The organism is Faecalicatena contorta (assembly GCF_022835095.1).
GTDB classification, from domain to species: Bacteria; Bacillota; Clostridia; order Lachnospirales; family Lachnospiraceae; genus Faecalicatena; species Faecalicatena contorta.
The window spans coordinates 1,204,886-1,223,305 of record NZ_BQNQ01000001.1 but is presented as its reverse complement, the minus strand read 5'-3'; the positions used below and the strand labels follow the sequence as shown (position 1 = coordinate 1,223,305).

General features: G+C 48.2%; 14 protein-coding genes. 6 read left to right on the top strand and 8 right to left on the bottom strand.

The features are described from left to right. Positions 1–6 precede the first annotated feature (6 nt). Together MWG26_RS05500 and MWG26_RS05495 are read right to left on the bottom strand one after the other, a co-directional pair. Positions 7–2,052, bottom strand: coding sequence for a hypothetical protein (locus tag MWG26_RS05500; RefSeq protein ID WP_117440766.1), 2,046 nt, complete (start codon positions 2,050–2,052; stop codon positions 7–9). Beyond that, the gene (locus MWG26_RS05495; RefSeq protein ID WP_025655054.1) at positions 2,049–4,109 is read right to left on the bottom strand and encodes an efflux RND transporter permease subunit; all 2,061 of its coding nucleotides are present in this window, start codon (positions 4,107–4,109) and stop codon (positions 2,049–2,051) included. Before MWG26_RS05495 ends, MWG26_RS05500 begins: the two co-directional genes overlap by 4 nt. Before the next feature lie 320 nt (positions 4,110–4,429). Here MWG26_RS05495 and pepT point away from each other — a divergent pair, with 320 nt between their 5' ends. From pepT to MWG26_RS05475, 4 genes are all read left to right on the top strand, one after another. Then, entirely contained in the window at positions 4,430–5,650 is a 1,221-nt protein-coding gene (pepT, locus tag MWG26_RS05490; protein WP_025655053.1) for a peptidase T, read from the top strand. A gap of 102 nt (positions 5,651–5,752) precedes the next feature. Then, positions 5,753–7,045 (top strand): sensor histidine kinase, encoded by a 1,293-nt coding sequence (locus MWG26_RS05485; RefSeq protein WP_025655052.1) that lies wholly within the window; start codon positions 5,753–5,755, stop codon positions 7,043–7,045. Continuing rightward, the gene (locus MWG26_RS05480; RefSeq protein WP_025655051.1) at positions 7,042–7,851 is read left to right on the top strand and encodes a response regulator; all 810 of its coding nucleotides are present in this window, start codon (positions 7,042–7,044) and stop codon (positions 7,849–7,851) included. The genes MWG26_RS05485 and MWG26_RS05480 overlap by 4 nt, the downstream gene beginning before the upstream one ends. Positions 7,852–7,963: 112 nt before the next feature. Next, complete coding sequence (locus tag MWG26_RS05475; protein WP_025655050.1) at positions 7,964–9,643, top strand: sensor domain-containing diguanylate cyclase; 1,680 nt, start codon at positions 7,964–7,966, stop codon at positions 9,641–9,643. On the opposite strand, the gene MWG26_RS05470 is transcribed toward MWG26_RS05475, so the two are convergent. The 3 genes from MWG26_RS05470 to nudC all read right to left on the bottom strand — a co-directional run bounded on the left by MWG26_RS05470 (position 9,644) and on the right by nudC (position 12,583). Next, the gene (locus MWG26_RS05470) at positions 9,644–10,498 is read right to left on the bottom strand and encodes a YitT family protein (RefSeq protein WP_117440767.1); all 855 of its coding nucleotides are present in this window, start codon (positions 10,496–10,498) and stop codon (positions 9,644–9,646) included. It lies immediately after the preceding gene. Positions 10,499–11,311: 813 nt separating this feature from the next. Continuing rightward, positions 11,312–11,734, bottom strand: a complete 423-nt coding sequence (locus tag MWG26_RS05465; RefSeq protein WP_025655049.1) for a bacteriohemerythrin — start codon at positions 11,732–11,734, stop codon at positions 11,312–11,314. A gap of 12 nt (positions 11,735–11,746) precedes the next feature. Next, on the bottom strand, positions 11,747–12,583 hold the full coding sequence (gene nudC, locus MWG26_RS05460; RefSeq protein ID WP_117440826.1) for an NAD(+) diphosphatase: 837 nt from the start codon (positions 12,581–12,583) through the stop codon (positions 11,747–11,749). A gap of 213 nt (positions 12,584–12,796) precedes the next feature. Between nudC and MWG26_RS05455 the strand changes: the two genes are divergently transcribed. Further along, positions 12,797–13,729 carry a D-2-hydroxyacid dehydrogenase gene (locus tag MWG26_RS05455; RefSeq protein ID WP_025655047.1) on the top strand — a complete coding sequence of 311 codons (933 nt, stop codon included), beginning with the start codon at positions 12,797–12,799 and terminating at the stop codon, positions 13,727–13,729. Here MWG26_RS05455 and MWG26_RS05450 read toward each other — a convergent pair. Further along, the gene (locus MWG26_RS05450; RefSeq protein WP_025655046.1) at positions 13,710–14,189 is read right to left on the bottom strand and encodes a signal peptidase II; all 480 of its coding nucleotides are present in this window, start codon (positions 14,187–14,189) and stop codon (positions 13,710–13,712) included. The two genes, MWG26_RS05455 and MWG26_RS05450, sit on opposite strands and share 20 nt — an antisense overlap. Positions 14,190–14,199: 10 nt before the next feature. Continuing rightward, a complete protein-coding gene (locus MWG26_RS05445; protein WP_025655045.1) occupies positions 14,200–15,018 on the bottom strand; it encodes a zinc ribbon domain-containing protein in 819 nt (272 codons plus the stop codon). Between the two features lie 209 nt (positions 15,019–15,227). On the opposite strand from MWG26_RS05445, the gene MWG26_RS05440 reads away from it, so the two are divergent. Next, positions 15,228–16,931: a S8 family peptidase gene (locus MWG26_RS05440; protein ID WP_025655044.1), complete on the top strand. Its 1,704-nt coding sequence runs from the start codon at positions 15,228–15,230 to the stop codon at positions 16,929–16,931. Positions 16,932–16,988: 57 nt separating this feature from the next. On the opposite strand, the gene MWG26_RS05435 is transcribed toward MWG26_RS05440, so the two are convergent. Beyond that, a complete protein-coding gene (locus MWG26_RS05435) occupies positions 16,989–18,260 on the bottom strand; it encodes a cation:proton antiporter (protein WP_117440825.1) in 1,272 nt (423 codons plus the stop codon). Between the last annotated feature and the right edge of the window lie 160 nt (positions 18,261–18,420).

The window sequence follows — 18,420 nt, the reverse complement described above, 5'->3', positions numbered from 1 at the left end:
CTTACACTATCTCGATTTAAATAATCCCAGTAATTTTTCCCAGAATCCTTCTTTCTCTGCCTCTTCCTTCTGTGTCGCTGCCGCTTTTGGCTTTTGTATCCCGTCCGCTGCAAATACAAACTGTACGGATTTTACATTCTTATTTTCAGGCGAGGTAAAAGAAACCGGTGTGAAATCGGAATTCCGGTAGGTCTCCAGCATCTCATCTATACTTTTTTTCACCTCATCCGGCATTCCCGATGTCTGATCCCTGAGAACCTTTAATCCTCCGTTCAGCTGAGACATCCCGTCCGCCAGTGCAGCCGCGCCGCTGTCCAGTGCATCTGCGCCCCCCAGAAGTTTTGACGCGCCCTCTTCCGTTTGCTTCATGCCTCCTGCCAGGTCTGCACTCCCTTCTGCTACGCCCCGGATCCCATCGTCGATCTGCCCATAGCCCCCGGCGAGATCCTTTACACCGCCCAGATAGTCTTCAAGCCCCTGGTGGAATTGGGCATACTGGTCTGACAGCCCGGCTATTCCTCCTGCCAGGTCTTTCAGGCTGTCGGGATCCGCATCCTTAAGCTGTCCAAGCCCTGCCGCCATATCCCGCATACTCTGAATCACCTGGGCCGTGCTCTCCTGCAAAGGCTCAACGCTCTGCCTGACCCCGGCATACGTCTGCGATAATCCGGCGGCTGCAGCATAGTTTCCTGCAAGCTTTCCGATGACAGCCTGCGTCTCCGGTGAAATGTTCTCCGATTGCTGCAGTTCCCCCAGTGCCGCGTACAGTTCTGCATCCGGTATCTCCGTAACAGGATAAGCATTCACCACCTGGTCTATTGCGGCGAACATCCCCGCATATCCCGCCTGTATGGCCTCAAGACCGTCGGCCAGCGCCGTCAGCCCGTCCGGCAGTGCCTGGAGTTGTGCCAGATCCAGGCTTTTAAGCTCTGAGGTTCCGCTTTTTAACAGCTGAAGGGCCTGATTCACCTGCGCAGAGCCGCCTAACAGTTCATCTGAACCTGCTGCCGCCTGTTCCAGGCCGCTTCTGAATTCCCCTGAGCCAGACTGCAGAAGTCCCGCGCCGCTGCTAAGTCCGTCGGCCCCGTCTTTTAACTGCCGGATGCCGTCGCCGAACTGTGCTGCGCCGGCCTTCAGCCCGGCCGTTCCTGATTGAAAGGCATCCACTCCGCTCATCAGCTGATCCGCCCCGCCGTTCAGTTCCTTTATCCCTTCCGCCAGTTCTCCCAGCCCCTCCGTCAGTTTATCAATCTCTTTTAGATCCAGCATGTCCGCCCCGGCTGAAAACGGTACTGCCGCTATGGAGATTCCTTTCATATAAAAGTCGGCAGCGTTGGCATTCACCTCCATCTTTCCGGCCTTCTCCGGCATCACGGTAAATGTCACCTGCTTATCCGTTCCCGCATTTGCAATCGTTGCATTCTCTGCGGTAATGTGATCGCAGACGGAAGTATCGAGTGTTACGGTAACCTGTAACATATATTTTTCATAAAACAATGCCTCTGTCTTCGGATTTTCAGAGGTGAGGATGGTAATACCCACCCGTCCATCCGCTCCCCCCATCTTAGAAGGCGGAGTCACTTTTCCATCCAGCCTGTACGTAACACGGACATTCCAGGGCAGCTCTTTACTGACCAGATTGCCCTGATAATAGAATCTGCCGCTGTCTGCATCCGCACTCACCCTGCTTCCTTTATATTCCAGTTCCCTCGTATCCGTCAGATTTTCTACCAGAGAGTACTCGCCATAATCAGCCACCGGCCCAGCCTCCTGGAGATCAAAGGCATTCACAACATAGATGTCATCTACTTTTCCGTCTGCCGCCAAGGATGCATACACGACTTCCTCCTTTGTCACATTCTGTTCTCCGGCGGCCTTCACTTCCTTTGGCCCTGAACACAGCACAAGTGTCAGCACAGCAAATACAGCTGCATATCTCCTGCCGTATGACAGAGATTTCCGTATATTCACAGAAGCTCCCGGCATACAGGCCGTGGCGTTGGTTCCACAGTAAACTGCGAATTTGTGTATCTGTTCCTTACATCTTCTCATCGCTTTACCTCCCTGTAAAATGCGGCATGATATGTTGTCGCTTCGATTGCCCTGTCAAATAAGAGCAGAAGCATCGGCAGTATCGCCGCAACCATCGCCAGTGAAAGAAACGTGCCTCTCCCGAGCAGCAGCCCTAACTCCGCAACAATCGGATTGGAGGACGTCAGCTTCAGACAGAAGCCGGCCGATGCAAGAATCAGCGCCGAGGTCATGATCGCGATCAGGTTCCGGTTCAGCACCTCTATGATGGCTTCCATTTTCCCCATCGTCTTTCGCCTGCCCAAATAATTATTGGTAATAAAAATAGCATAATCTATCGTTGCTCCCAGCTGCACCGTATTGATGACGAGAAACCCGATATACACCAGCGAATTTCCCGCAAAATATGGTACGGACAGGTTGATCCATATCGCCGCTTCTATGATAAAAAGAAGGAGAAGGGGAAGGAGCAGGGACTTAAATGTCAGGAACAGTACCAGTGCTATTGCGGCTACTGCCAGCCCGTTAACCAGCTTTGTATCACTGGACACGATCTGTTTCATATCAAAAAGGTTTGCACTCTGTCCGCAGGAATACGCCTCATCATAGTATGCAGCCGTGGTATCCCGCACTTTTTCCACTAGTGAAAATGCCTCTTCCCCTTCCTCACTTGTATCCGCGTTTACAATGATCCGGGCGAAATGCTCCGAATAAAAATTCTCTACAATCTCACGATCCAGATACCCGGACGGAATTGTATTTCCCACGCTGGTAACATAGGAAACCACACTGTTTACATGTTCCAGTTCCTCAAGCTGATTACACAGCAGAAGCTCCCTGGCCGGATCTCCTTTGGGAACCAGCAGTACAATGGAAGCAGACCTTCCGAACACCTCATTGATCTTTCGGCTGTCCTGCCCCAGCTTCATGGCTGCATTCGCCTCTCCCATTCCATAGATAAAGCTGGACTTAGACTGCGCCTTATAGCAGGGAATGACGAGCAGCAATACCAGGATCAGTGCCGGCACGCGGATCTTCAGCAGCAGAGTTCCTGCTCCTTTCAGCTCCGGAAGCAGTTTCCTGTGCTTCGTCCTGTCGATCATCCTGCAGCATAACAGCGTCAGCGCGGGCAGAAATACCATGACCGACAGATAGCTGAGTACAATCCCCTTAACCAGGTTCAGCCCCAGGTCTGATCCGATCCGAAACCGCATGAACATCAAGGCCATAAAACCAAACAGGGTTGTGGCCGCACTGGCTGCAACGGAAGGAAAGGCCAGTTTCACGGCCCTCATCATCGCAAGCTTTGCATCCTCTGTATGCTTTCTCTGTTCCTCAAAATTATGCAGCAGAAAGATCGCATAATCCAGAGAGACGGCCATCTGCAGGATTGGGCTGATTGCCTGTGTAATATAGGATACCTCCCCCAGAAATACATTGCTGCCCATATTGACCAGCACCGAAATCCCGATGGCCGCAAGAAACAATACCGGTTCAATCCAGGAGGAAGAAGTAAGCAGAAGAATCACAATAATAATAGGAATCAGAATCAGCATGGCATTCATGGATTCCTTCACCGAAATCTCCTGAGAAAATGCATTCGATGCCGCATCTCCATCCAGCGCATTTTCTTCTCCGCTCAGTTCGCGGACGGCAAGGGTGGCATCCATCTCTTTTCCCTTATGAATGGTCACGTTAAAAAGCGCATTTCCATCTTTATAGTAGGCCTCCACCGTTTCCGGATCCGCCATCTCCAGCGGTTCTTTCAAGTTCACCACATCATCCAGCCACATGACAGAATCCACCCCGTCAATCGCTTCAAACGCTGCCTTGTACTCCAACGCCTGCACTACAGTGATATTTTCCACCATGACTCTCTCATTGGGCACTGCCTCGTGAAACTCATCCTGCATAAGAGTAAGCGCCGTCGTTGACTGCGCATCCTCCGGCAGATAGTCGATCAATGTGTAGTTCACCTTCACCTGCGTCATAAGAACAGCACACAAACAAGCCAGTACAAGAAATATTCCCACCACCAGCTTCCGATGCCCTGTAATCATGCGGGCCATTCTTTCCATGCAGCCACCTCCCGCCAATCATCCCGTGCCTTACACCAGAACAATCTACCAAAATCTCAGGGTTCCAAATTCATATTATATCGGAACAGCCTTAACTCCACGCTCCTGTCCGACAAGATCTAATTTCATTCTACCTTCTTTGAATACCGCCGTCAATTCTTTATAGAATGGCTTTAAATGGGCAGATGCCCCGAGACCATTACTTTGTTGGCTCCGATGCCGTGCAGCGGGGTGCACGGCACGGTCTTAACAGTAACTTTATATTTCCTCAGAAAAGTGTTATAATAACCCCCATGAACCAGGAAAGGAGATCTGTTATTATGAGATCTTATGAAAGACTTTTGAAATATGTTGTCATCCGCACCCCGAGCGATGAGAACAGCAAAACCGTGCCGTCCAGTGAATGCCAGTTCAATCTGGCCCGCCTGCTGGTACAGGAGCTGAAAGACTTGGGGGTGTCTGATGCAAAGGTGGATGAACATGGTTATGTCTATGCGCATCTCCCCGCCTCACCGGGCTATGAAGATAAAACAAAGATCGGTTTTATCGCGCATATAGATACCGTTTCCGATTTCTGTGACCACGATATCATTCCCATCGTTACTGAAAATTACGATGGAAAAGATTTTGTTCTGGGGACAAGCGGCAGAACAATCAGAACAGATACGTTCCGCTATCTGCCGGACCTTAAGGGCCGTACTCTGATTACCAGTGACGGGACAACCATACTTGGTGCGGACGATAAAGCCGGAATTGCAGAAATTATGACGGTAGTCGAACGTTTGAATACAGAGAGGATTCCCCACGGTCCGCTCTCCATTGCCTTTACCCCCGATGAAGAGATCGGAGCCGGCGCCTCCCTCTTTAAAGTAGAGGAATTCGGTGCGGATTATGCCTACACGCTGGACGGAGATACAGAAGGCGAGATCCAGTTCGAAAATTTCAATGCATGTAAAGCTGATTTTATGATAGAAGGAGTGAATGTCCACCCGGGTTCCAGCAAGGATACCATGGTCAATGCAAGCCTGGTTGCCATGGAGATCAACTCCATGCTTCCATCCGGGGATACGCCCCGGGATACGGAAGATTACGAAGGCTTCTTTCATCTGGTAAGCATGTCCGGCGAGGTAGGGCATGCCAGACTCCAATATATTGTACGCGACCACGATGCAGCCTCCTTTGAGGTGCGTCAGCAGACACTGCGCCATATCGAAAAGCTGATGAATGAGAAGTGGGGCCCCAATACGGTCAGACTGACAATCACCCAGCAGTACCGCAATATGGCCGAGATTATAGACGGCTGCAGGCACCTCATAGACCATGCCAAAAAAGCCTGCGAAAATGCAGGTGTCACACCCTTGATTCTTCCAATCCGGGGCGGTACAGACGGCGCCCAGCTCAGCTTTAAGGGACTGCCCTGCCCGAACCTGGGAACAGGCGGACATGGATACCACGGCCCTTATGAGCATATTACTGCAGAGGGAATGGATCTGGCGGCAGATATCGTCCTTGAACTCATCAGGATCTATGCAGATATCTGATAAAACCTTCATCTAAGTACTGTATTTGCTGGCTTTAACCTTCTGTATATTTTAAATTACTGCCGGCCTGTATAGGCCGGCATACGAAAGAGGTCACAAAAAATGAGCACAATAGGATACATTAACATTTCTTTAGAAACTTTTGGCGGCCTGCTTTCGCTGATTTTCATTTTGTGCCTGATTCTAACCGGCCATAAAAAAGAACCTTACGAAAAATTATATATCTGCGTTCTTGCTGTCAATACCCTGGTTCTGTTCAGTGATGCAGCCGCCTGGCTGTTTAAGGGCAGACCAGACACAGCCAGTTATTATCTTGTACGAATTGCCAACTTCTGCGTATTTAATTTTGGTTATATCCTGCTGGCAGTGTTCACCGAATATCTGGTCTGCTTCATTTCCTCGAAGGGTCCCAGACTCCCAAGACTTCCGGCCCGTATTATGTGGGGGATTTCATTTGCCGCAATTCTCCTGGTTGTCCTCTCTCAATGGAATCATATGTACTATTTTATTGATTCAGATAATATCTATCAGCGCCAGCATCTGTTCTGGCTGTCTCAGGTATTCGGGATTCTGTGTATGGTAATAAACGGCAGCGTACTGTTCCTTTATCGCAAACGTATGAAAAAAAGAGAACTGGCAGCATTTTCGCTTTGTATCTTTATGCCGATTCTCGCCATGCTCATACAAATGCTCATATATGGTGTCGCTGTCCTATATCTGGCAACTACGGTCTCTGCCCTGTGCATCTATCTCAGCATCCAGATAGAGCATTCCAGGAATATGGCCGCCAAAGAACTAGAACTTGAAAAAAACCGCACCGTTATTATGCTTTCACAGATACAGCCCCACTTTTTATATAACACGCTGTCCGTCATCAAAGGATTGTGCCGGACGGATTCGAAGCTGGCAGAAAAGGCGGTGGATCATTTTTCAGATTTTCTCCGGGGGAACCTCAAGTCATTGACTGATACGGAACTTATCCCGTTCGACCAGGAGCTTTCTCATACAAAACATTTTCTCGAACTGGAACAGATGCGTTTCGGCAGCCGGCTCCGTGTGTCATACGCGATATCCTGCGCCAATTTCCTTCTGCCCCCGCTGACCCTTCAACCCATTGTGGAAAATGCAGTGCGCCACGGCATTATGAAGCGTGAGGACGGCGGCGCAATTCGGATCTCTTCCGAGGAAACCGACGCTTCCTTTACCGTCACAATCGAAGATAACGGCGTCGGTTTTGATGCGGATATTCTGACTGCATCCACAGGAGATCACGTCGGGCTCAGCAATGTGCGCAGTCGTCTCGAAGCCCAGTGCCGCGGCAGTCTTACAATCGCAAGTATGCCCGGGCTGGGTACAACCGTAACAATTACTATTCCAAAGGAGCTTATTATATGATAATTCTGGCTGTAGATGATGAACCTATTGTACTTCGCGTTCTGGCAGATGCCATATCGGAAGCTGCGCCAGGCAGTACTGTGTATCCTTTTGAACGTGCGGGAGAAGCGCTGCATGCTATAAAGGAAGGCCTGCATCCGGATATTGCTTTTCTGGATATAGAAATGTCCGGCATGACTGGGCTGGAACTGGCCAAAAACATCCGGGAGCTGTCCTGCAGAACGAAAATTATTTTTGTAACCGCTTATTCTCAATATGCCCTGGAGGCATACTCTATCCATGTCAGAGGCTATCTTCTGAAACCTGTGAATGCCCAGAAAATCAGAGAAGAAATGGAGGAACTAAGAAGCATGCCGCTCCAGGAGGATTCCTACGTGCGGGTTCAGACATTTGGCAATTTTGAAATCTTCGTAGACGGAAAACCCGTGCATTTCAGCCTTGCAAAAACAAAAGAACTGCTGGCCTATCTTATCGACCGCCGCGGCGCATCCGTAAATACTGCGGAACTCTGTGATATCTTGTGGGAACACAAGCCATATGGCCCCTCTGTAAAAAGTCATCTGCGCACGCTCTTATCTGACCTGTCCCGCAGCCTTTCCAATGCTGGTGCGGAAGGTATTCTGGTAAAAAGCCGCAACAGTTTTGCCGTAGACTGCAGTAAACTGGACTGTGATTTATACAGCTTCCTGCACAGGGAACCAGATGCGATCAATAAATATATGGGTGAATATATGAAACAGTATCCCTGGGCAGAAATGACACTGGCAGCACTTGAGCAAAAAACCACAAATCCACTTCTGCAATAAGCAGCAGTCTTTACACCTCGGCCCAGTTATTCTCTTTGCACTTTCTTTGCTATCACATTGTTATACTATTTGTATAGTATCATGATTTTTCACAGAGTAAGGAGAATAATTTATGAGATCGATTCAGACAAAATTTATCACTCTGATACTAGGCTGTGTTCTGCTCTCTTCCATCATAATCGGCGGTGCAGGCGTGCTCAGCGCACAAAAAGTAGTGAATCAGGATTCTGCACAAATGATGAATCTTATGTGCAGGGAAAAGGCAAGGGAGCTGGACGGACTTTTTTCACGCATTGAACAGTCCGTCAACACCCTTGCTATGTACGCTGACCAGGAACTTCCGGATATCAGTCAGTTTAAGACTTCCCCCGACGTAGTCAGAGAATACACCGAACGTATACAAGACGTGGCTGTGAATGCAGCCGGCAATACCGAAGGCTCACTGGCCGTCTATGTCCGGTATAATCCAGATTTTTCTGATCCTGCTTCCGGTCTGTTCTGGAGCAGGACAGCCCTGGAGGGGCATTTTGAGCAACTGGCTCCCACGGATTTTTCCCGCTATGATCCCGATGATACAGAACATGTTGGCTGGTACTACATCCCGGTTAACAGCGGTAAAGCCACCTGGATGAAGCCATATATGAACAAAAATATCAATGTCGAGATGATATCCTATGTGATTCCTCTCTATGCAGACAACACGGCAATAGGGGTGGTGGGCATGGATATTGACTTCAGTGTGATCAAAGAGATCGTAGGAGACATAAGCATCTACGACACCGGATATGCCTTTCTCACCGATGAAAAGGCAAATATTATGTACCACAAGACAATTGATGCTGGCTCCTCCATGGGAAGCCTGGAGAAGAGCCTGCGTCCAATCGTCGAAGAACTTCAAAACGGCGGAAGCGGCAATTATCTTTTTTCTTATGAATGGCACGGTATGAAAAAAGAAATGGCACTCAACACGCTTCGAAATAACATGAGGCTGGTCATAACAGCCCCCACCGCAGAAATCCACGAGTCCAAGAATGCTCTGATACTGCAGAGCTGTATCTCCATGGTTCTGATCGCAGCGCTGGCAGTCCTTTTGACAATTTTTATGACACGCCGCCTGATCAGGCCGTTGAAGGAATTAAATGATGCTGCAAAGAAAATCGCAGACGGCGACCTGTCCGTCTCTCTGACTCATCAGACAAAAGATGAGGTCGGCATGCTTGCAGACAGCTTTCAGCAGACGGTAAACCATCTGCGGAAGTATATAGACTATATTAACGGCCTGGCCTACCGGGACGGACTGACCGGAGTCAAAAACAAAACAGCCTACCAGGAAGCGGTTGACCGTCTGGAGGCCATAACCAGGACCGGAAGGCCCGAGTTTGCAATCCTGGTATTCGATATAAACAATCTGAAGACGGTCAATGATACGCACGGCCACGACTTTGGCGACATCCTGATTATGAATGCCTGCAAAATCATCTGCAAAGTATTTAAACGGAGTCCTGTCTTCCGAATCGGAGGCGATGAATTTGCAGTAATACTGGAAAAAACAGATCTGGAAAACTATGAACAGCTCCTGGAACGTTTTCAGGACGCGCTTGATGAGTTCAACGAGTTTGCAGCTCCGGACGGAAGAGTATCCATCGCTCGTGGAATTGCAATCTATGAGGAAAATATAGATCTCACGGTCAGCGACGTATTCAAAAGAGCCGATGAATCCATGTATCAAAATAAGATCTCCATGAAAAGAAGAGAACCGGCTGAAAAAGAAGATCCGGGAAGAGTAAATTAATTACTCTTCCTTAAACCCTTCCCCGACAACTTCATTCGATTCCATTATGACCGTAAATGCAGTGGGATCCACCTCTCTGATCATTTTCCGGATCGCGTACATCTGCTTATTATTGCAGGCACACATCACGACTTCTTTCTCAATACCCGAATAGCTCCCTCTTCCCTTTAGCAGGGTAGATCCTCTTCCAGAGTAATGGTCAATCTTATCCGCAACTTCCTGCCCCTTCTCCGTCACAATCAGGGTCATCTTGCCGGCATCAATACCGTACATAAACTTATCAATAACAAATGTCAGCAGATAAGTAATAATAAATCCATAAATCGTCCCGTCTACATCCTTAAAAATATATCCGCCGACTGCCACAATGATCGCATCCGTAATAAATACAATTCTCCCCAGGGTTAGATGCGGCCGTTTCACTTTGATCGAGACCGTGATAAAATCCATCCCCCCTGTCGAAGAGTTGTTCATAAAAATCATTGCATAACCAAGCCCGGAAAAGATCCCCGTGCAGATAGCCGCCAGCATCCGGTCCCCAGAATATACCGGGAAAAGCGGAGCCACATAGTCTATAATCAGGGAAGTAATAATAACCGTTCTCACGGAGCGCACAAAGAACTCCTTTCCCAGGGTTCTGTAGCACCCGATGGCGATCGGCACATTCAGCAGCATAGTCACCCACCCGATCGGCATTCCGAATAAATGATAAAAAATGAGAGCAATACCTGAAATACCTGCCAACGGGAAAGCGGCATTTGCTGCAAAGTTATAAATTCCTAGCCCAATCAGTATGCCGCCTACAACATCAATCATAATATCGTAAGCCAGCTTTTTTAAATTCATTTTTTTCATAAGCTTCACCTCATTCTCTATAGCATTCCCAAATAAGCACAAAAAAGAACACCTACAAATTATAAAATATAATTCGCTTGTGCTCTTCTCTGTCTATTAGTCTAATCCATCTGCTGGCTTTTGTCAACAAAATCGGGATTTAGTCGGCAAGCTTTAGACTTGTCGATGGACGGGGACGCTTCATGACAGGGAGGCCGGGGAGGCGCCGGGGCTGTATATGCCGTTGCGATATGCACCCGTGCTGCTAAGTGCTTCTAGAACAGCCGATGCCGGATAGGCGGGTACGCTGAACACATCACGGGAAATCTGATGATTTCCCGCGCTGGGTTCAGCAAAAACTTGATTTGGAGATCAAGTTTTTCCCCGCCTATCCGGCATCGGCTGTTCAAGAATCACTAAGCGCACTCCAGCATTTCGCAACGGCATATACAGCCCCAGCACCTCCCCGGCCTCCCTGTCATAAAGCTGGCTCATCCAATCGGCAGGAAAGCTCGCCAACCGGGTGGGATCCCGGACCAGGGCAGCGGATGTGGATTGGCTATGCGTATCTTTTCATCTTCAAGATGTGTATTGAATTATTTTGATACTGGAACCGTATCCCATTGCTTATGTACACCTACTGGGGACATAAAAGTCCCGCCAATTCAATACCATACGCTGCCCCCGCTTGAGGCATCTCCTTAGAAACGAGCTTTTTCCTGCCGGTTGGATGCGCCAGCTCCATGAAGGGAGGCTTTCGGCTATCCCTTTATGGAGCGTCCCCATCCGCGCCGAGACTAAAGCTCGCCACTAAATCCCGATTTGAAAGGTTCCCTAGAGTCTCTCGCTATTAGCAGCCATGAATTTATACTCAGCAACCGATCTGTCGAACCCTTTGATATGCCTATAGAGCCACTCAATCACATTCTTATTCACCTGCTCCACAAAAGCATTGGAAGGCCCTTCTTCTTCCTCCAGCATCTCGTAAAGTTCTTTTACAACTGTTCTGAGCTTCTCATGCTCCTTCTTATGTTCTTTAATCCCCGGATACTCAATCTCTTCCTGGAGCTTCTCCTCCGCTGAAAAGTGGAAATCGGTGTAGTCTGCAAGGTAATCCAGCGTCTTAATTGCCACCAGCTTATCCTTTCCGCTCTCACAGCTTTCCAGAAGCTTATTGATCTTATCAATCAGTTCTTTGTGCTGTGAATCAATCATATCATTTCCTGTTACTAAGCTGTCATCAAATTCTGCTCTCATCTTGTTTTCCTCCTAAATCTCACCATTTTTAAACTTCATGATCATTTCGTTTGTCAGGCTGTCTCTCTGGGGGCCCGCAGGAATCTCCTCCCGCTCAAACCATTCTGCCAGGGCCAGTTCTTCCTCATCCAGCGTAATGGAATCGTCTCCGTCCAGATCACAGTAAAAACCCATCAGCACAGTGTCACTGAACGACCATGGCTGGCTCTTATAGTACCTGACATTCTTTACCTTCAGCCCCACCTCTTCCATGACTTCTCTTTTCACGGTTTCCTCCACGGTCTCCCCGATTTCCACAAAGCCTGCAAGAAGTGCGTATTTTTTATATGCCCTTCCGGCATATTTGGACATCAGCAGCCGGTTGCCGTCGGTCACGCCGATAATCGTCGCCGGGCATATCTTGGGATACTCCATATTATGGCACTCTTCACAATAGAGCATCCGCTCTTTCTTATCTTTTTTCATCGACGAACCACAGTGCCCGCAATACCTGTGATTCTTGTACCAGCTATACAGCTGATATCCGGTTATCCCCGCAAATGCGCGGTATTGAGGATCTGCCCTGCGGAAAATCTCCGTATTCTCCATGGTAAATGCTGAAAGCCGTTCTCTGTTGATCTCCTCTACCAGATAGTAGCGTTCTTCATCTATGGAAAATAAATATGTATACTCTTCGTATATCTCCTCATTAAGCCGCTCCAGATCCGCAAATCCCGGGAATTCAATTCCCTCCGCCGTATTCTTTATCAATGCGGTATGTTCCTCATAATATAAGGCAATACTGTCCCTGTCCGGGGGGACCGGGTTGTACCCGTTATCGTATTGGTGTGGTGCAATATCCTGTATCATTTGTCTTACCTGCTTTCCCAGTTATCGTATTTATAATAGCACATTTTTCCCCTTGCTGCACCCCGGATATTGACTTCTCCCAAAAACTGTTAAATAATAGTGTTACGATCCGTGCTCTGCGGTACATTCGCCGTACGAACCTGTTTCTTTTCTGTAACAAAAGGAATTTTAGAGTTTAAATACAGACCATCCGCAAAAAGAAAGGAGCTTACTATGAAAATTGTATTTCTGGATGCCAAAACAATCGGGGAGGATATTGACCTCTCACGTTTTGACCAGTTAGGTGAAGTTGTCAAGTACCCCTTTTCCACCTCCGAAGAAGTACCGGAACGTGTGAAGGATGCAGACGTCCTCATTATAAACAAAATTACCATCAACAAACAGACTATCCACACTGCAGAACACCTGAAGCTTATCTGTGTAACGGCCACGGGGACGGACGTTCTGGATAAAAAATATCTCGAAAAGAGAGGCATTGCCTGGCGCAACGTTGCCGACTATTCTACGGAATCCGTCGCCCAGCATACCTTTGCCATGCTCTTCTATCTGCTGGAAAAACTGAGTTACTATGACAATTATGTAAAAAGCGGCCGCTATGTGAATGACACCTCATTCTCGCATTTTGCAGAGGCTTTCCATGAACTGCAGGGTATGACCTGGGGTATCATCGGGCTGGGCAATATCGGCCGCAGGGTGGCATCCATTGCGGAAGCTTTCGGCGCTCATGTCATCTACTGTTCCCCGTCCGGCGCGCAGCCGCAGCCCGGTTATTCGCAGGTGGACTTTGAGACACTCCTCGCGTCCTCGGATATCGTCTCCGTACATGCCCCTCTGAACCAGTATACCGAGAGGCTGATGGACGAGGCCGCTTTCCGTAAAATGCGGCCCCATGCGATCTTCCTGAACCTGGGCCGGGGCCAGATTGTGGAGGAATATGCGCTTGCCGCCGCACTAAACCAGAATCAGATCGCTGCCGCCGGCCTGGATGTGCTGGCAAAAGAGCCTATGTCCGAAGACAGTCCTCTGCGTTCCATCCAGGACAGCCGGCGGCTGCTCATCACGCCCCACATTGGCTGGGCGAGCGTGGAATCCCGCACCCGCCTTATGGAAATCATTGCCGGACAGATCAGTTCTTTCTTTTCTTAAAATGAAACACCGAAGACAGCATCATAAGCACGGCCCCCGCAGCCAGGAAAAAGTCACCGAGATTATACGTAATCCTGGTGATTTTTTCCCATTTTGTTTTAAAGCCAACGTAATCAATCACATAGCCGCGTATCCATCTGTCAAAGGTATTGCTCCACGCTCCGGCTGTCATTAGGGACAGACCCGCTTTTTTCAGGTAATGTCTCTTTCTGACCAGTGTAATGCACTGATAGATCGTAAGCAGCATCGTCACGATGGCAGAGGATACCTTCACGAAGTCCTGATGGTCTTCGAACAGATTCAGGCACATCCCTTTATTATATACTTTCCGGATCAGAATCCTGCCCTTGCATGCGGTGCGCTCTTCGCCCTTATTCATATATCCTTCCACATAAGACTTTATCGCAATATCAATCAGCGCAAGGCTCAGCGTCAGACTCATTAAAACCAAAATAATCATGGGGCTCCCCCTACTCTTCAGTCATGGATTTTATTTTTTCTTCCGCTTCCTTTGCCTTTTCCTTGACGGCCTCGGCCGCATCCTCTGCCTTTTCCTTTAAAGTACCGGCAGCCTCAGCAGTCTTCTCCTTCACTGCATCAGCAGCCTGCGCGGTTCTTTCTTTTACGGTATCCGCTGCATTCTCCGTCTTTTCTTTTATCGTATCTGCTGCATTTCCTGTCTTTTCCTTTATCGTATCTGCAGCATCCTCTGTCTTTTCTTTGGCAGTATCTGCCGCTTCTTCCGTCTTATCTCTGACATTTTCAGCTGTAGTACCTGCTTTTTCTTTCATAGCCTCCACAGTGCTCTCTGCTTTTTCCTTCACGGTTTCAGCGGCGGCTTCTGCTTTTTCTTTCACTTTCCCGGCCATATCCACGACCTTCTCCTTCACAGCGTCTGCATAGTCCCCTCCCTCAGCCGCAGCCTGCTCCGGAACTTTTGATCCGCAGTGCGGACAGAACGCCATATCTTTTGCAACCGACTTGCCGCATCCTCCGCAGGTGACATCACCTTTCACATCCGAAATCTGCTGCTCATATTTACCGATGCTTTCCTCTCTGTTCTGAATCGCATCACAGATACCGATGGCCTCTGAATCCACTACCTCACCGTCTTTATAATGGTTATAAACCATCTTTCCAAGTTCAGCATAATCTCTCTCATTGCCGCGTTCCAGCGCTCTGATCTGATTGCGCAGCCTCTGGACCTCTACTGCCTCCCCCGCTTTATTTGTCACTGTTTCCGCTGTTTCACCGATTTTTCTGCCCAAGTCTTCAAAAAATGATTTCATATCTGTATATCTCCCTTCGTATTTAAATCCTGTCACATACGGATTCATATTTATATACATTATACCCCATAATATGCCAACTTCAACCGATTTCCTTTTATTTAATAGTATTTTAAGTACTGATCCTGATTATAGCATCCCATAAGATCCCCGCATATTCTGCTATCGGATGTTCATATACATATTAAAAAACAGAATGGATAATTGAAATGGATCCTAATATATGCAGAGAACGCATTTTGTCTGAAGATTACCGTGATTTTGTCGTATCCGACGCAATTCCTCAGCCTCTTGTAAATGTTCCGCTGGATCAGTTATGCGAGCAGGAAGCCGATTTTGGGTACCGGTGTATTTACGCCCCCGCAATACAGGCTGATCCGGTCAACCTGGGAAGATATACATATCTATCCATCCCCAAATGCTATTCTCTTTTGAGCATGGAGGCGCTGAATCAGTCCGGGATTCTGGCAATTCAGAATTATCCCACCCTGCAGCTAAAAGGGAATAATGTCATGATCGGATTCATTGATACCGGAATTGATTACGTAAATTCCATTTTCCGCAGCCTGGACGGCTCAACTAGGATTGCCGGAATCTGGGATCAGACAGTGCAGTCCGGCGCGCCGCCGGAGAACTTTTCCTACGGAACCGAATACACGAGAGAAAGGATTAATGAAGCGCTGCAATCCGATGACCCCCAGTCAATCGTACCGTCAGTGGATGAAATAGGTCACGGCACCTTCATCGCCAGCCTGTCAGCGGGCAGTGGAAACCCTGAGGAACAGTTTCTTGGAGCCGCGCCGGAATGCACAATCGGCATTGTCAAACTGAAGCAGGCCAAACAATACTTACGTGATTATTATTTTATTCCATCTTCAGCTCCCTGTTACCAGGATACCGATATCCTGCTTGGCCTGCGGTACTTAAACGATCTGGCTACAGCCCAAAACATGCCTCTCGTGCTGTGCATTGCACTGGGAACCAGCTTGGGCGGGCATATCAGCCTGACACCCCTTTCTCAGGTCTTGGAAGGGTACAGTATTCTTAACAGCCGTATTCCCGTCATCGGCGGGGGAAACGAGGCCGACCAGAGGCACCATTATTCTAACGAATTACACGACGGAGCATCTACTAATTCTGTGGAGATCCGGGTTGGGGAAAATGTCCCCGGCTTTGTGATGGAATTATGGGCAGATATTCCAAATGTACTGTCCATTACCCTGACCTCTCCCTCCGGAGAGACAACCACGCCGGTCATTGTTGAGAGCAACGCTACCTCGGAGTATAATTTTATATTTGAAAGGACACAGGTAACAGTCAGTTACCGGCTCATCGTAGAAAGAAGCACGTCTGAACTGGCTTTTTTCAGCTTCAGGTCTCCTGTTCCCGGAATATGGAAAGTAAATGTTACTCCCGTTCAGACCATAGACGGGAGGTTCCATATCTGGCTTCCTGTCAAAGAATTTATAGGCGGAGAGGTCTACTTCTTAAACGCAGATCCCTACTATACGCTAACGAATCCCGGCAACACGATCAGCACAATTGTTGTTTCCTATTATGATGGAGCCAATAACAGTATCGCACTTAGTTCCGGAAGAGGATACACAAGATACGAACAGCTCAATCCTGATCTCACGGCTCCGGGTATTAATATAAGGGGGGCGCTTCCCGGCGGCCGTTATGCCGTCCGTTCAGGTTCCAGCATATCCACAGCCATCTCTGCAGGCGCCACAGCTCTGCTTCTAGAATGGATCATTTACCAGCTTGGCAGCCCGCGGATTGATTCCTACCAGATTAAGAGCGTTCTGATTCTCGGTGCCGTGCGCCCGCCTAATATGACGTTCCCAAACAGGGAATGGGGATTCGGACAGCTAAACCTGTATAATACATTTGAACAGGCACGTAGATTTTGAAACCGGCAGAATTTATACAACTATGCAAACCTCACTAAAAACAGGAAGGACGCTTAATCAGCGTCCTTCTCCACGTATCTCATCGGCATTTTCATAGTAACTTGTAACTATCTCATTTTCCGGAATCGGCGGTTCCTGGGCCGGCGCCGCACCTGTTCTAAATACAATCTTCAGCAATACAGGAGTTATGATCGTCGTAATCACCACAACGATGATCACGGGCCCGAGAAAAGCCGAACCAAGCAGCCCCAGGCCTGCTCCCTTACTCGCCACTATTAGTGCAACCTCACCCCTGGATACCATCCCCACACCAATCCGCCTGGCCTGGTAATTCTGATATCCGCACAGCTTTGCGCCCAAACCGCACCCCACTACTTTCGTGAGAATTGCCACAATTGTCAAAACAACTGCAAATCCTACAATCGCAGCCGACATATCCGGCAGTACAACTTTAAGTCCAATACTGGCAAAAAATACCGGCGACAGCAGCAGGTAGGAAATTGTATCAAACTTACTTTCCAGATATGTAGAACGTCTCACATTCGAAATAATCAGACCCGCGATAAACGCACCCGTAATATCTGCAACTCCAAATACCACTTCCGCGATATAAGACATCAGCAGGCAGAACACAAATGCTATGATCGTATGTCGGTGCAATTCCTTCCTGGCCTTGTCCACCCAGTTTTTATACAGGCGGTAAAAGAGGAAGCCAACCACACCAGCAAAGGCGAAGAAACCAAGAATTTTCAGCATAACCGTACCGATCTTTACGGAAGAGTCTGCCAGGCTTGTCACAATAGTCAGCGCAATAATGCCAAGAATATCATCTATAATAGCCGCCCCTAAAATTGCGTTTCCAGAGCGGGTTTTCAGTTTTCCCAACTCCTTCAGCGTCTCGACAGTAATACTTACTGAAGTAGCGGTCAATATTACCCCAATAAAAATGTTCTGCAAAAGAAGACTCGTGTCAACATCCGAAGCAATCATCCCCGGCCTGTTAAAAATATAAGCCGCGCCGAATCCCCCCAGAAGCGGAACAATAACCCCGCACAATGCAATCACCAGAGACGCTTTCCCGCTCGCCCTCAATTCCTTAATGTCAGTCTCCATTCCGGCGCAGAACATCAGTACAATGACCCCAATCTCAGCCAAAGACTGAATAAAAGAAGTCTCCTCAAGAATCCCGATACCTGCCGGCCCAAGCAAAAGCCCGGCCAGAAGCGCCCCCACCACCTGAGGCATCTGGACTTTCTTGGTCAAAAGCCCGAGAACCTTCGTGAATAACAGAATAATAGCCAAATCTAGTAAAAACCTGTAGCCGCTCATATCTTTCTCCTCACATTTCTCACATTAAATTATCCCGAACAGATAAAAGAATACACCCTTCTCATAAGATTTTCAAGCATTTCCATTAAAATTGATCAAATTTCACAGTCATTTTGTGCATTCTTTACTTTACATTTAAATCCAACTGCCGATGGTTTTG

Coding starts and splice junctions, on each gene's coding strand:
- MWG26_RS05475 (WP_025655050.1), top strand. CDS start 7,964: ATGAGATCGATTCAGACAAAATTTATCACTCTGATACTAGGCTGTGTT.
- MWG26_RS05450 (WP_025655046.1), bottom strand. CDS start 14,189: ATGATTATTTTGGTTTTAATGAGTCTGACGCTGAGCCTTGCGCTGATT.
- MWG26_RS05495 (WP_025655054.1), bottom strand. CDS start 4,109: ATGGAAAGAATGGCCCGCATGATTACAGGGCATCGGAAGCTGGTGGTG.
- MWG26_RS05500 (WP_117440766.1), bottom strand. CDS start 2,052: ATGAGAAGATGTAAGGAACAGATACACAAATTCGCAGTTTACTGTGGA.
- MWG26_RS05485 (WP_025655052.1), top strand. CDS start 5,753: ATGAGCACAATAGGATACATTAACATTTCTTTAGAAACTTTTGGCGGC.
- MWG26_RS05440 (WP_025655044.1), top strand. CDS start 15,228: ATGGATCCTAATATATGCAGAGAACGCATTTTGTCTGAAGATTACCGT.
- MWG26_RS05445 (WP_025655045.1), bottom strand. CDS start 15,018: ATGAAATCATTTTTTGAAGACTTGGGCAGAAAAATCGGTGAAACAGCG.
- MWG26_RS05470 (WP_117440767.1), bottom strand. CDS start 10,498: ATGAAAAAAATGAATTTAAAAAAGCTGGCTTACGATATTATGATTGAT.
- MWG26_RS05455 (WP_025655047.1), top strand. CDS start 12,797: ATGAAAATTGTATTTCTGGATGCCAAAACAATCGGGGAGGATATTGAC.
- pepT (WP_025655053.1), top strand. CDS start 4,430: ATGAGATCTTATGAAAGACTTTTGAAATATGTTGTCATCCGCACCCCG.
- MWG26_RS05480 (WP_025655051.1), top strand. CDS start 7,042: ATGATAATTCTGGCTGTAGATGATGAACCTATTGTACTTCGCGTTCTG.
- MWG26_RS05435 (WP_117440825.1), bottom strand. CDS start 18,260: ATGAGCGGCTACAGGTTTTTACTAGATTTGGCTATTATTCTGTTATTC.
- nudC (WP_117440826.1), bottom strand. CDS start 12,583: ATGATACAGGATATTGCACCACACCAATACGATAACGGGTACAACCCG.
- MWG26_RS05465 (WP_025655049.1), bottom strand. CDS start 11,734: ATGAGAGCAGAATTTGATGACAGCTTAGTAACAGGAAATGATATGATT.